The organism is Undibacterium parvum (genome assembly GCF_003955735.1).
GTDB lineage: Bacteria > Pseudomonadota > Gammaproteobacteria > Burkholderiales > Burkholderiaceae_D > Undibacterium > Undibacterium parvum.
Genome location: NZ_CP034464.1, coordinates 1,684,367 through 1,697,405, shown reverse-complemented (window position 1 = coordinate 1,697,405; position 13,039 = coordinate 1,684,367). Strand labels below are relative to the sequence as shown.

Here is a 13,039-nt window from a genome sequence, read left to right as displayed (position 1 = left end):
CTTTTGTACATTTTCTCTGAATTTTTAAAGTGAGAGCGCCGTGCCCATCATTCTCAATTACCTACTCCATCTGGCCGTAGCCAGTGGCCTGATTGCACTGTTTTTGTGGGTGTACACCGCCATCACACCTTTCAATGAATTTCTCTTGATACGCCAGGGTAACAACGCCGCTGCACTATCACTGGCGGGTAGCCTGATCGGCTTCTCTTTGACCATCGCTTCTAGTCTGATCCACACCGCCAATTACCAGCAGTTTGCGGCCTGGGCCTTTGGCGCGCTGTTGGTACAAGTATTGGCGTATGGCGTCACCACCATGATTTTGCGCAATTCTAAAGAGCATATCGAATCCGGTAATACCGCCTATGGCGGCTTGCTGGGCGCGATCTCTTTATCTATCGGTGCGGTGAATGCCGCCTGTATTTCCTAAGCAAATATTTACAGCTATTTTTAGCGTATTTATTCAGCGTATTTTTTACCGAACATCCCACCACTATCTCCGGAGACCATCATGAGTATCGGTTCATTTATCAAGAAGCAGTTTGTCGACGTACTGCAATGGAATGAAGACACAGAAGGCGTACTGGCATGGCGTTTTCCTATGCAAGATTTTGAGATACAAAACGGCGGCATGTTGACCGTGCGCGAATCGCAAGTAGCGATTTTCGTCAACGAAGGCGTAGTGGCAGACGTCTTTGGCCCAGGCAATCACAAGCTCAGCACCAATACTCTGCCGGTGCTGACCAATCTTAAAAATTGGGACAAGCTGTTTGATTCGCCGTTCAAATCAGATGTGTATTTTTTCAGCACGCGCATTCAGACCGGGCGCAAGTGGGGCACGGTGCAGCCGGTCACGATACGCGACAAAGATTTCGACATGATCAGAGTGCGCGCTTTCGGCATGTATTCGTATCGCGTCACCGATGCAAAAAGGTTCTTTACCGAAATTAGCGGCACCCGCGATGTCTACACGCGCGACGAAGTCGAAGATCAGTTGCGCGGCATCACGCTCGCCACCATGGCCAATTCTTTGGGCGGTGCCAATGTGTCCTTCCTTGATATGGCGGCCAACCAAACCTTGATGGCGCAGCAGATCAAGGGCGAGCTGGCAACCGCCTTCGATAAATACGGTCTGGGTCTGGATGAATTTAATGTCGCCAGCGTCAGCTTGCCGGAAGAGCTGCAAGCGGCCTTGGATGAGCGTATCTCGGCGGGCATGAAGGGTGGTTTGGGGACCGACAAGATGGCCGGCTTTACCAAGTTTCAGGTGGCAAGCTCAATTCCACTGGCGGCGCAGAACGAAGGCGGCCTGGCCGGTCTCGGTGCAGGTTTATCGGCTGGCGTAGGTTTTGGCCAGGTCATGACGCAAGGCTTGCAGGACGCGATGCATGCTCAGCCTGCTGCTGCTGCTGCCGCTGCTGCACCTTTGGCCGCGGCAGCGCTGGTGGCAACGGCCGCCACCCCGGCGCCAGCAGAGCAAGACATAGAGGCGCGTCTGGGCAAGCTCAAGGGTTTACTCGACAAAGGTTTGATTACCGCCGCCGACTACGATAGCGCCAAAGCCGAAATGCTCAAAAAATTGATAGGCTAGATCGCACCATCCATGCAAACTGTTTCTTGTCCCGGCTGTGGTGCAGCAGTCGTTTTCCGTTCGCACGCCTCCGTCATGGCGGTCTGCGAGTATTGCAAAACCACGGTCTTAAAAGATGCCGATACCGTCAAGGATTTCGGCAAGATGTCGGCTGTGCTGGAAGATTACTCGCCGCTGCAGCTAGGTAGTTCCGGCGTGTTTGGCGGACGTGCCTTTGATGTCATCGGTCGTATCCAGCTGCGCTATTCTGCTGGCATGTGGAACGAGTGGTATCTGCTGTTTGAAGATGGCACAGCCGCCTGGTTGGGCGACTCTTCCGGCCAGTTCACGCTCACCACTGAAAAAACCGGCAACAGCAATCTGCCTGCCTTCGCCGACATCGTGGTCGCGCAAACTTACGAGATCGCTGGCTTGCCGTATCTGGCCGCTGAAGTGCGGATCGCCGATTGCATAGGCGGGCAGGGCGAGTTGCCGTTTAAAGTCGGGCCGGGTTGGCAGGCCAGGCTGGCAGACTTCCGTCATGGCAGTCAGTTTTTGACCCTGGACTATTCGGATGTAGACCAAGCTAGCGACAACAGTAAGCAAAACCAAGCCGCGCTGTATATCGGCAAAGCGGTCACGCTGGGCGAATTAAAATTTCAGTTATTGCGCGATGAAGATGCGATTAAAGCCTCGGCCGGAAAATTTCGCGGCAAGATTACTAGTCTCAATTGCCCCGCCTGCGGCAGCAATATGGATTATCTACCCGGTCTCACTGCCAATGTAATTTGTTCGCGCTGCCACTCGCAGCTAGACACCAGCGGCACGGTAGCACAAGTGCTGGCCAGCGCCGATCGCATGAGTAAGCTAAATACCACGCTAGAACTCGGTGCCAAGGCGACGATTAGCGCCAACAACTACCAGATCATAGGCCTGATGAAACGCAAAGACGATGAGAACACCGTCTGGACCGAATACCTGTTGTACAGTACCCGCGCTGGCTTCTTGTGGCTGATAGAAACCAATGAAGGCTGGGCCAGGGCACAAGTGCTGGCCGACTGGCCGCTCTGGTATCACGGCGAGAACGCTACTCTGGGCGATAAGAGCTATAAAAAACTCTATGACTACCGCGCCAAAGTGATCTTCGCTGCCGGTGCCTTCAATTGGCGGGTGGCGGTCGGCGGCAGCATCAATGTCACTGAATTTGAAAGTGGTAGAAATAAGCTGGCCGCCGAAATCAGCGCAGATGAAATCACCTGGTCATTATCCACCCCGGTGGCGGCCGATCAGATCCGCGCCTGGTTTGGCGATACTATCAAGGCCGATAAAGCGGCTGGCGCTGACAGCGATGAAGCAGCCATCGCCAGCCTAAGTCGTAAGTTTATTTTTGCGATTTTGGCGATTAACTTAATCCCTTTATTAGCTAGTTTTGATGCCAACTGGTGGGTGGTCGGGCTGGCGGTCGCGGCGATTTATTACCCCGCCAAATTGATGGGGCCAGCCGGTAAGGGCGAGGACGAATAATAGATATGAAGAATAAATTTTTTATCTACGCAATGCTGGTGACGGTGCTCTCATCGAGCGTGAGCTGGGGCCGGCTGCTGTTCTCCAGCCGCAACGCCGGCAGTGGTAGTAGCTGGAGCTCTAATTCTGGCACTAGTGGCGGCTCTTGGGGTAGCGGCAGCGGTGGTGGCGGTGGCCACAAATGATACCCATGTCTGCAACTGTGGCTAGCTATCTGCCTTGCGGTCGGCATTTAATCGCCGATCTATACGGCGTCGCAGCTGAGAAACTGCGCGATGCCAGCAGCATGGAGGCCTTGCTACGCGCCGCTGCCGAAGCGGCCGGTGCCCATATTCTGTTTAGCCACTTCCATAGCTTCGATGCCGGGCAAGGCATCACCGGCGTGGTCTTGCTGGCCGAATCGCATATCACGATACACACCTGGCCAGAACACGGCTATGCCGCGCTGGATATTTTCATCTGCGGTCAAGCGCAAGCCGAACTGGCGCTACAATACATCAAACAGAGCTTAGCAGCGACTCACTGCGAGCTAAACCGCATACAGCGTGGCCAGAGCAAAATGTAAACAGCACTAGCCCAGCGCGCATATTCCATGCGCCTCTCCGGCCTGCCCGGTCTGCAGCCCGCACCGGATATGCGCGTCTGGCATGCCCGTTTTAAATTTTTTTTGTGAATAGTTGGTAAGCGCAGATATCAATTAACGTCATCCTCGCGATGCGATGATTGATCTCCCTTCTCCCGCTAGCGGGAGAAGGGTAGGGGATGAGGGTGATTGAGTAAGGCATCAGGTCAATAGAAACAATACTTGAAGCGCCAGACAAATACGCATTTCTGTATCTGAACCATCCTCATCCCAACCCGCAAGCAGGAGAAGGGCTTTGTAGAGCGAGCTGAACAGTAACCCGTAGCCACGCTAGCTAGCACAAGGTGTCACCTCAATGCCCGATATTCTGATCCAAAAATTTCTCTACCCGGCTCCAGAAATCGACATTGTTTTTTAATAGATGCCAGCCATGGCCTTCTTCTGTGTACTCTATCCATTCCACTTTGGGGTTGCTGTTCTTGACGGCCGAGTAAAATTTATTTCCGTGTACGATGGGCACGCGGAGGTCAGAGCCGCCGTAGGCTAATAACAGCGGCTGCTTGATGCGCTCTGCCAGCAATAAAGGCGAGGTGGCCTTGATCTGTGCCGCATCTTTTTTCTGGTCAGCCACCAACACCGGCATCCCGTATTTTTCCCATTGTTCGCCCATGTCGCTCCAGACTACGTCATACATCAGATTGATGTCGGTAACGCCTACCCAGTTGATACCGCATTTATACAAATCCGGGTCTTTGATGAGACCCATCAAAGTCGCATAGCCGCCGTAGCTGGCTCCGGCGATACAGATACGTTTAGGATCGGCATAACCTTGCGCGATAGCCCAGCGGGTACCGTCGGCGATATCGTCTTGCATGGCTAGGCCCCATTGCTTCCAGCCCGCTTTAAAATGCTTGCTGCCATAACCGGTGCTACCTCTAAATTCTGGTTCCAGTACGGCATAACCACGTGACGCCAAGAATTGTGCATCGTGATCCCAGCGCCAATGCACGCCACGCATGTAGGGGCCGCCATGCACCAGTACCACCATAGGCAAATTTTTATTTTTGCCTTTTGGCAGCGTCAGATACGCGGGAATACTGAGGCCATCTCTGGCCGTGTACTTGACCGCATCTTTGTAAGCCATGTCGGCTGCCTTGATGTTGGGGCGCACCGCGCCTAGCTTGTCCAAAGTCTCGGTCTTGAGGTGGTACAGGTACCAGGCGCCAGGATCAATATCTGAAAATGATTGCACCAGTACCACATCAGTGGTGTTTTTTTCGGCCACAGAAATACGATTTACGGTGCCCGGTAGTGTCGCATCAATTTTCTGCTGGATTTTTTGCATGGCCGGATCTAGCCAGAACGTGCCTTCGGCATCAGTCTCATAATCCACACCGAGCAGCTTGTTTTGTTGCATATTAAAGATGACGCTACCGCTAAAATCATAGCCCTTCAAAGTGACCAAAGGCGCGGCATCCATCTGCTTTTTCTGTATGTCATACCGATACACAGATCTAATATCCTGACCGTTATGCGCAGTCACCAGCAGTGTGCCGTCCGGGGCCAAAAACAAGGGTGTGAAGCCAGCTCCCATATGCCTATCGAACTCAATTAACTTGTTCCAGCTATCGCTGACAGGATCTTTGTAATGCACCGCCTCGAGGTTTTTGTCAAAAGTCACGGCCACGCGTGGCACCCCCTGTTTATCGATCAGCCATTTATTGACTTCGCCAGGCCGGTTGACCGAAGTCGCTTGCGCCGTCACGGTATTGAGACGTATCAGATTGTAGCTATGGCGTTCATTGCGATAAGGGTTGGTCACCTGGATGACAAAGATCTCGTCCGAATTTTCAGCATGATTTACATCGGAAAAAAAGGTATTCCAAGGCTGGATTTTAGCGATGCTGGCGCTTCTTACAAAAGCCGTTGAGCGTTCTACCAATTGGCGCGCCTGGCTACCATCCTTGTTGATGGCAAACAGGCCGGGCGCGGTGTGGGTATCGCCTACACCGATTTTTCTATCGGTCAGGTCATACACCAGACGATTACTATTCACCCAGTGGTAGCTTTGGATGTCGGCATCCTTGTAATGCACCAGCACCTTGGGCACTAAAGTAGCGAGATCCATCACCGCCAACATCAGGCGATCTTGATTATCCGAGATTAATAAAGCCAAGCTACTGCCATCCGGCGACAGCGTGGCCTTAGTGAATTTAGGATTCTGAAAAAAATCTTCTATGCTGTAGCGCGATGCGGATGCTGGTGCCGATGCAGGCTCGGCGGCACGCGCCAGCAAGGGCGCAAAAAATAGACCACTCAGTAAGCAAATAAAAAGCGATTTACGCCCAACTGCTAAGGATGTTTGTTTCACGGCGGTGCTCAAGGTGGATGAAGAAGCTTGGCATTGTACCTAGAATAAATGCCAACAATCGGCTAATTTCAAATATTGGTGCGCATACTCTATGCGGCCTCTGGCACGATATCGGCCTGCAAGCCGCACGGGGATTGCGCGAACGATTGTGAATACCAGAAAAATCCCGCAACGCGCCAGCATCAGATGATCTGGCCCGCGCAGATAGCCGCTATTGCGCATGCCGATCCGGTGCGTTTTTTAACAGCACCTCCCCGCTCACGCATATCCCATGCGGCTTTGCCGACATATACCTTGGCAAGGCGCATGGAATATGCGCGAGGGCAGGGTGATATTTTGGATGTAGCGAGCTAACGTGTAATCGTTAAATAAAAATCAATTTGTGACTTATAGTCCGTAGACCTATAAGTCACACCATCGCATGCTTTGCCCAACGAAAATACTAGGGCGAACGCATGCTTAATCCACAGTTGCAAGAGTTTGGTCTTCACCTCAAAAAGCTGCGCCTAGCGCGTGGACTGAGTCAAGAACAATTGGGTTTGATTGCCGAATTGGATCGCACTTACATCAGTGGCATAGAGCGTGGCGTGCGTAATGTGAGCTTGACCAATATCTTGCGCATTGCCCAGGCGCTTGGTGTGCCGCCCGCAGAGTTGTTCAATGCTGGTGATCAATAAATGTCAAAGCGCGCCTACTACGCAGCGACCATCGCTGACTTTCTTACTGCATCGCCCGACGCCATCATTGGCCAGATTACTCAGCATCACTCCCAAAACTTAGAACACTTGCAAACCGGTGCGTGGGCCAGCCAGATCGATATTCTGCAGAGCGCATTAAAAACGCTTAATGCTGGTCACATTTTGTTTGAAGTGCAAATTCCACGTATGGGTAGACGCGCCGATGTGGTCTTGATTGTTGACGACATTATTTTTGTGATCGAATTTAAAGTTGGAGCCAAACACGCCACGCCGCAAGATCTAAGGCAAGCGCATGGCTACGCCATCGACCTACATCATTTTCATGAAGGTAGCCACGACAAAACCATCGTGCCACTTCTGCTAGCGACTGAATCCGCTGCCAAAGTATTCTGTCTGCCAGCGCAGCTTGAGCGCGTGTATGCGCCACTGTGCGCCAATGCCGGCAACTTGTTGGCGCTAATTACTTACTGCGTGAGTCACATCCCCGCACCGCAGGCGATCAACTATCAAGCTTGGCAGCAATCTGCCTACAAACCTACGCCGACCATCATAGAAGCGGCGCAGGCCTTATATTCAAATCATAACGTGGCCGACATCGCTCGCAGCGATGCGGGTGCGCAAAACCTGCATCTGACATCGCAAGCGATACAAGACATCGTGCACGCCGCACGTATCAATCGGCGCAAGACTATCTGCTTTGTTACGGGTGTACCCGGTGCCGGTAAAACTTTGGTCGGCTTAAATATTGCCACCTCTAGCACCCATCTGGATGATGACGAGCACGCGGTATTCTTATCTGGGAATGGCCCCTTGGTAGAAGTGCTAACCGAAGCGCTGGCGCGCGATAGCGTACAGCGAGACCCCGGCAGCACCAAAGCGCATCAGCTAAGAAGCGCCGAAGCCAAAATACAAAACATTCATAAATTCAGAGATGAATCATTAAAGGATCTAAACAAAGCGCCGCCAGAACGTGTCGTCATTTTTGATGAAGCACAACGCGCTTGGGATCTAGAGAATACCGCCAAATTCATGAACCAAAAGCGCGGGCAAAAAAACTTTAATCAATCCGAACCAGAATTTTTAATCAGCGTGATGGATAGACACGCCGACTGGTGCGTGATCGTCGCCCTGATCGGCGGCGGGCAAGAGATCAACACCGGCGAGGCCGGTCTGCAGGGCTGGGTCGATGCGCTGGCAACGCAGTTTGCGGGTTGGGATGTGCACTACTCAAACAAACTTACGCAGATTGAATATGCTGGCCGCGATGTCAATTTCAGCGCTATCGCACACGCAAAGCCGCAAGCTAGCCTGCATCTGGCCACAGCGATGCGATCATTCAGAGCAGAAAAACTCTCGCACATGGTGCACTACCTGATCCACAATCAGCCAACAAAAGCGCGGGCATGCTACCAAGGATTCAAACATAAATTCCCGATCAAAATCACGCGCAATCTAGCCACCGCCAAAGCATGGATCAAGCAGCAAGCACGCGCCAATGAAACCAAGGGCATGATCGCCTCATCCGGCGCAGTACGTCTGAAACCTGAAGGCATCTTCGTAAAAAATAGATTATCCGCCGCCGACTGGTTTCTCAATCCGCAGGACGACATACGCTCTTGCCATTTTTTAGAGGACGTCGCCACCGAATTTGATATCCAAGGCCTAGAACTAGACTGGTGCCTGTTAGGCTGGGACGCCGACTACCGCCACCACAAAACGGATGGCAAGCAAGACGGCCATTTTGAACACTGGAAATTCACTGGCACCAGCTGGAAGCGCAGACAGCAAGAAGAACAACAGCGCTACCTAGAAAACGCCTACCGCGTACTACTGACCAGAGCCCGCCAAGGCATGGTGATCTTTGTACCGCAAGGTGATGCAGAAGATGCGACCCGTTTGCCGGAATATTTGGATGGGACGTTTGAGTATTTGTTGAGTTGTGGGCTTGAGGTTTTGGGATAAAGAAATTGAAGACGTAATCGCCATGCTGTGCTTGGCAGGATATGGTGAAGTCGCTAACAAATCAACTTCAATTTTAATCAGATTTGCCCTTCATTGTTGTTTTATTGATTATTTCCAAAAAGAAATTGTATTTCATGAAATAGATATGATATTGTAAATTTGTGTGTTTATTTAGAAAGCTATTTATGGCGTTAGTAATGGCGAAAGCTGGATCATCAAGTAAGAAGAACTCGATGGAGAAATTTTATACCGACGAAATCGTTATTGGATTATGCGGGCCAATTGGTGTTGATTTACCATTAATTGCAGTAAAAATTATCGAAAATTTGCGTTCATATAATTACGATTCTGAGCATATCAAGATGAGTAAATTGATTGGTGAATGTAATGGAGATAAAGATGATACTGGGTTAGAGAGAAAACGTAGATTGATTCAAGAAGGTAATGCATTAAGAGAGAAGAATGAGCGGGGCTCTTTTCTTGCTGAAAAAGCGATAGAGAAAATATTTGAATCCAGAGCTACTGCTTTCCCGGATGGAAAATTCGCTTCACGTCGAGTATGTTTTATTATTGACTCGATTAAGAATACGTCCGAAGCAAAGAAATTTAGAGAAATTTATGGGGATTCTTTTTATTTAATAAGTGTGTTTTCTGCAAATACGAAAAAAATAGAAAATTTAACTCGTGGAGCCGATAATCTTAAAGCGCAAGCAAAACAGATTATTGAGGATGACTTCAATCAGAAAGGGGAATTCGGTCAGCAAGTCAGTAAAGTTTTTCAAACTGCTGATTACTTTTTTCGATTGGATGGCGCTGCAGATGCTGATGGTAAAGTACAGCGACTATTTAAATTGATTTTCGGGGCCGAAATTATCACACCTGAGAAATCGGAAACGGCAATGTATTCAGCTGCGTCCGCGGCACGAAATTCAGCGTGTCTTTCACGTCAAGTCGGCGCCGCAATTATTGATGCTGACGGGGATGTAATTTCAACTGGATGGAATGATGTTCCAAAATTTGGTGGCGGCACCTATAGATTTGGTGAAGTTGATAATCGTTGTTTTAATAGTGGAAAATTCTGCAGGAATGATCAAGAAAAAAACACTTTAATAAGCAGCATAGTTGACGAATTAATTGATAAAGGTGTTGTAGATGGCGCAAAAAAATCAATTGCTTATCAGGTAATCGAAAAATCCAAAGTAAGTGATCTCATTGAATTTTCTCGCGCGGTCCATGCAGAAATGCTTGCAATATTAAATGCTGCAAAGTCATCCTCAGGGCAGTTAAAAAATGCCGTGTTATACTGCACGACGTACCCATGTCATTCATGCGCAAGACACATCGTTGCAGCAGGAATCAAGGAAGTTTATTTCATCGAGCCTTATGCTAAAAGTAAAGCTGTTACGTTGCATTCGGATTCAATTACAGAAGATGAAAATGATAGTGGTAAGTTAAGGATTCTCGCCTATGAAGGCGTGGCACCAAGTAGGTTTTTAGATTTTTTCTCAATTAAAAAAGATAGAAAATTTGGTGAGGGTGAGTATAAAATTCATCCGAAAATAGAATTAAAACCTCAAGTAGATAAAATGTTTGAAGCAGTCCATGTGCTTGAAGCAATAGTTGTTGATGGCCTATCTTCAACTGACGGAGATGATGATGGAAACAAAAAAGAAATCCCAGAAGCCAGCAACAAGGCAGCTTGAGTTTGATTTTGAATCGAAGGTATTTATTCGAGCAAATACTATTGCGTCAGCAAAGGTAATAGATTTTAACTTGGCGAAAAGACGATTAAACGTAGATATTGTGCGTGAAAATATTCCTGCTTCTGAACTTAAACAAATTATAGAAAATTTAATTTCTAGATACAAATAATATAAAAGCCAATCAATCGATTGGCTTTTATATTTAAACTACAGAAATTGAACGGAAGCCGATGTCAGCGCGTAGGTTGGGCTAAAGCTCTATCAGCCCAACGCTTTTAAATGGACATTGAATCAAACGGTTCCGCATCACATAAATTTTCTATCACCGCATCAACTCGTTTTCAAAAACTGAAAACCATCCTTCAAATCATTCATCCATGTGATCGCGATCAGCTTTTCATGTTGCAGTCTGCCGACTACGATGCCTGGGTGTATACCAGTTTTTTTGGCGAAATTTCGTATCTCGGTTTTGTTTTTTCCTAGCGCTGCCAGTTGCTGCGCCTGCTCTGCCGGGATTAAAAAATCACGTGCCCAGGCGTTGGCTTGCTGTTCTTCTTTTGAGCTGGTATCGGCTTTGCTCGGGTCATCGAGGAACACGGATTTTTTTTCTTTGCTGTGCAGCAGGATGTGCGCCAGCTCGTGGAATAGCGTGAACCAGAATCTGTCGTTGGATTCGCCGTACAGCGAGAGCTGTATTAGGGGCCCGTGCGGGTTAAGCCAGCGCGCTACGCCAGAGACGTGGGTACCGGGGATGGCAGGCACCAGCACCAGTGTCACCCCCGCTTCTTGCAGCAGGCGCTTTAGCTGCGGCTCAAATTCTTGCTGTGGCAGTTGGGTCAGCGCTCGTATTTCTGCCAGCTTGGCGCGCAGGCGCGCTTCATCGTAGTGCGGGGTATCGGCTTTTTCTGCCAGCTGCTCGCCCATGCGCAACCAGGCGGAGATCGCGCCGATGTTGGCTGGTTCGCTAAGGCTACGGCGGAATTGCATTTGCATGCTGCCATTGGTCCGGCGCCAGCGCGCATATTCCATGCGGGTTTGCTGGCATATGGCTTGGGAAGGCGCATGGGCTATGCGCGTTGGGCTTGTTGGCTTTTATTTTTTTGGGGCACGCACGCTAGTATCTCTCGGCTTGGCACTGGCGCAAATTAAAAGGGCTGCATCGCTGCAGCCCTTTTAATTTGTTTGCTGTTGCTACTAATATTGCCGCTACTGCTGCAATTACATGCCCAGCGAGCGCAACAGTTCGTCGGCGTCGCTGTCGTTGTTGGCTGCTGGTGCCGGGCTGGCTGCTGCGGCATTGCTTTGATTGGCTTGTTGCAGGTCCATAAAGGCATCTGGGTCGACGATTTCGCTGGAATCAAAATCATGCAGTTTGATGAATTCGGTGCGGTCTATGGCGAGTTCAAGATAGAAAATATTATTCGCTTCGGTGAAGAAAGAGACGCGCCGCATTTCCGGGCGGTCTAGCGGGGTGTCGACGCTGAGCATGACTTGCTTGGTCAGTACCAGCATCTTGGGTTGGTTTTGGGTGATATTGGTTTGCAGTTCGCGCCGCACCTTGCCGGTAAAATCGCCGACGATTTGGTTCATCAGTTCGCCCAAGATATTTGCTACTTCATCCGAGGTGAAGTTAGTAGCCAGTTCGGACTTGGGCATGCCCATGCTGAGCATGTATTTTTCGTAGATTTCTAGCGCTGCGGCACCGGCAAAATTGAGCACTACCAAACCAGAAAAGCCACCGTCAAACAAGACGAAGCAGCCGATGTCGGGCTTGAGGCCAGTCTTGGTAATGCGTTGCACCATGCCTGAATAATGGATCTTGGTTTGGGTGGCCACGTTCAGCACCCGCGTGACCGAATTGCAAAGACTGGTCAAGACATCTTCTGTTCCGTAGACGACACCGGTTTCTTTATTAGGCATGTTCAACTCCTGAAAATATTTCTTGAAAAGCAATTTATCTTATCTTGCCAGTCTGCACAGGCTAGCACTATGAGGCGGTATCGTCCAGCGTCTTGCTGTTTGCGGACATGGTTTGCTGCTATGCATGGCTTTTCCAGGGACGGGTAGCGCTGCTGAGCTTGGCCTGGTGCACGGCCTGTCGATGGGAATAGTGAAAGAATATGCAATGGGACGCGTTGCGTCCAGCAGTTTCACGCTTTCTGCGTGCTTTCCGCATGATTTATAAGACTTAAGCCTACCGCGCTGCTTGTGATGTTGTTAAAAGGTATTGCACCAGAGGGCGGGGAAGTGGCAAAACCGTGCCTTTACTGGCCGCTTTTACGATTTCCTGAAACTGAGGGCTGGGCTTGATCTCGGGCCGTGAGTATTGAGTGTGCGCAGTTACTTGTTCAGTCCGCTATGAAGAAAGTCAAAACCACTCAACACAGAGGCACAGAGACACAGAGATTCACAGAGGAAAGCAAGTTAGTTCTCCGTTTTTCTCTGTGTCTCTGTGCCTCCTTTGAGAGGTTTTCGTTTTGTTTTTAATAATTTTAGTAGCAGGCTGAACAGTTACCGTGCGCATAGAGTTTCATAAAGCATGCCGCCAGCGCGCATATTCCATGCGCTTGTCCAGCCTGGCTGGCCTGCGAGGCGCATGGGATATGGGTCTCCGGCGTGCCGCCTTGTTAG

Annotated in this window: 12 protein-coding genes; 9 read left to right on the top strand and 3 right to left on the bottom strand. The window is 49.9% G+C overall.

Features of this window, described 5'->3' with window-relative positions; all coding sequences use genetic code 11:
* Positions 1 to 40 precede the first annotated feature (40 nt).
* The 5 genes from EJN92_RS07330 (at position 41) to speD (ending at position 3,656) form a co-directional block, all read left to right on the top strand.
* Positions 41 to 427: a DUF350 domain-containing protein gene (locus EJN92_RS07330; protein WP_126127207.1), complete on the top strand. Its 387-nt coding sequence runs from the start codon at positions 41 to 43 to the stop codon at positions 425 to 427.
* A gap of 81 nt (positions 428 to 508) precedes the next feature.
* Positions 509 to 1,588, top strand: a complete 1,080-nt coding sequence (locus EJN92_RS07325; protein WP_126127206.1) for an SPFH domain-containing protein — start codon at positions 509 to 511, stop codon at positions 1,586 to 1,588.
* A 12-nt stretch (positions 1,589 to 1,600) separates the two neighbouring features.
* Complete coding sequence (locus EJN92_RS07320; protein WP_126127205.1) at positions 1,601 to 3,091, top strand: DUF4178 domain-containing protein; 1,491 nt, start codon at positions 1,601 to 1,603, stop codon at positions 3,089 to 3,091.
* A 5-nt stretch (positions 3,092 to 3,096) separates the two neighbouring features.
* Positions 3,097 to 3,276, top strand: coding sequence for a hypothetical protein (locus EJN92_RS07315; protein ID WP_126127204.1), 180 nt, complete (start codon positions 3,097 to 3,099; stop codon positions 3,274 to 3,276).
* A 5-nt stretch (positions 3,277 to 3,281) separates the two neighbouring features.
* The gene (gene speD, locus EJN92_RS07310) at positions 3,282 to 3,656 is read left to right on the top strand and encodes an adenosylmethionine decarboxylase (protein WP_126127203.1); all 375 of its coding nucleotides are present in this window, start codon (positions 3,282 to 3,284) and stop codon (positions 3,654 to 3,656) included.
* A gap of 370 nt (positions 3,657 to 4,026) precedes the next feature.
* On the opposite strand, the gene EJN92_RS07305 is transcribed toward speD, so the two are convergent.
* Entirely contained in the window at positions 4,027 to 6,045 is a 2,019-nt protein-coding gene (locus EJN92_RS07305) for an alpha/beta hydrolase family protein (protein WP_227869752.1), read from the bottom strand.
* 455 nt (positions 6,046 to 6,500) lie between these two features.
* Here EJN92_RS07305 and EJN92_RS07300 point away from each other — a divergent pair, with 455 nt between their 5' ends.
* From EJN92_RS07300 to EJN92_RS07285, 4 genes are all read left to right on the top strand, one after another.
* Positions 6,501 to 6,722, top strand: a complete 222-nt coding sequence (locus tag EJN92_RS07300; RefSeq protein WP_126127202.1) for a helix-turn-helix domain-containing protein — start codon at positions 6,501 to 6,503, stop codon at positions 6,720 to 6,722.
* Positions 6,723 to 8,705 (top strand): DUF2075 domain-containing protein, encoded by a 1,983-nt coding sequence (locus EJN92_RS07295; RefSeq protein ID WP_126127201.1) that lies wholly within the window; start codon positions 6,723 to 6,725, stop codon positions 8,703 to 8,705.
* A gap of 185 nt (positions 8,706 to 8,890) precedes the next feature.
* Positions 8,891 to 10,408 carry an anti-phage dCTP deaminase gene (locus EJN92_RS07290; protein WP_126127200.1) on the top strand — a complete coding sequence of 506 codons (1,518 nt, stop codon included), beginning with the start codon at positions 8,891 to 8,893 and terminating at the stop codon, positions 10,406 to 10,408.
* On the top strand, positions 10,362 to 10,577 hold the full coding sequence (locus tag EJN92_RS07285) for a hypothetical protein (protein WP_126127199.1): 216 nt from the start codon (positions 10,362 to 10,364) through the stop codon (positions 10,575 to 10,577). The genes EJN92_RS07290 and EJN92_RS07285 overlap by 47 nt, the downstream gene beginning before the upstream one ends.
* 161 nt (positions 10,578 to 10,738) lie before the next feature.
* On the opposite strand, the gene EJN92_RS07280 is transcribed toward EJN92_RS07285, so the two are convergent.
* Entirely contained in the window at positions 10,739 to 11,401 is a 663-nt protein-coding gene (locus EJN92_RS07280) for an ImmA/IrrE family metallo-endopeptidase (RefSeq protein WP_227869751.1), read from the bottom strand.
* Positions 11,402 to 11,626: 225 nt separating this feature from the next.
* Positions 11,627 to 12,328 (bottom strand): DUF3334 family protein, encoded by a 702-nt coding sequence (locus tag EJN92_RS07275; protein ID WP_170174885.1) that lies wholly within the window; start codon positions 12,326 to 12,328, stop codon positions 11,627 to 11,629.
* Between the last annotated feature and the right edge of the window lie 711 nt (positions 12,329 to 13,039).

Coding starts and splice junctions, on each gene's coding strand:
- EJN92_RS07285 (WP_126127199.1), top strand. CDS start 10,362: ATGGAAACAAAAAAGAAATCCCAGAAGCCAGCAACAAGGCAGCTTGAG.
- EJN92_RS07325 (WP_126127206.1), top strand. CDS start 509: ATGAGTATCGGTTCATTTATCAAGAAGCAGTTTGTCGACGTACTGCAA.
- EJN92_RS07300 (WP_126127202.1), top strand. CDS start 6,501: ATGCTTAATCCACAGTTGCAAGAGTTTGGTCTTCACCTCAAAAAGCTG.
- EJN92_RS07315 (WP_126127204.1), top strand. CDS start 3,097: ATGAAGAATAAATTTTTTATCTACGCAATGCTGGTGACGGTGCTCTCA.
- EJN92_RS07280 (WP_227869751.1), bottom strand. CDS start 11,401: ATGCAAATGCAATTCCGCCGTAGCCTTAGCGAACCAGCCAACATCGGC.
- speD (WP_126127203.1), top strand. CDS start 3,282: ATGTCTGCAACTGTGGCTAGCTATCTGCCTTGCGGTCGGCATTTAATC.
- EJN92_RS07290 (WP_126127200.1), top strand. CDS start 8,891: ATGGCGTTAGTAATGGCGAAAGCTGGATCATCAAGTAAGAAGAACTCG.
- EJN92_RS07320 (WP_126127205.1), top strand. CDS start 1,601: ATGCAAACTGTTTCTTGTCCCGGCTGTGGTGCAGCAGTCGTTTTCCGT.
- EJN92_RS07295 (WP_126127201.1), top strand. CDS start 6,723: ATGTCAAAGCGCGCCTACTACGCAGCGACCATCGCTGACTTTCTTACT.
- EJN92_RS07275 (WP_170174885.1), bottom strand. CDS start 12,328: ATGCCTAATAAAGAAACCGGTGTCGTCTACGGAACAGAAGATGTCTTG.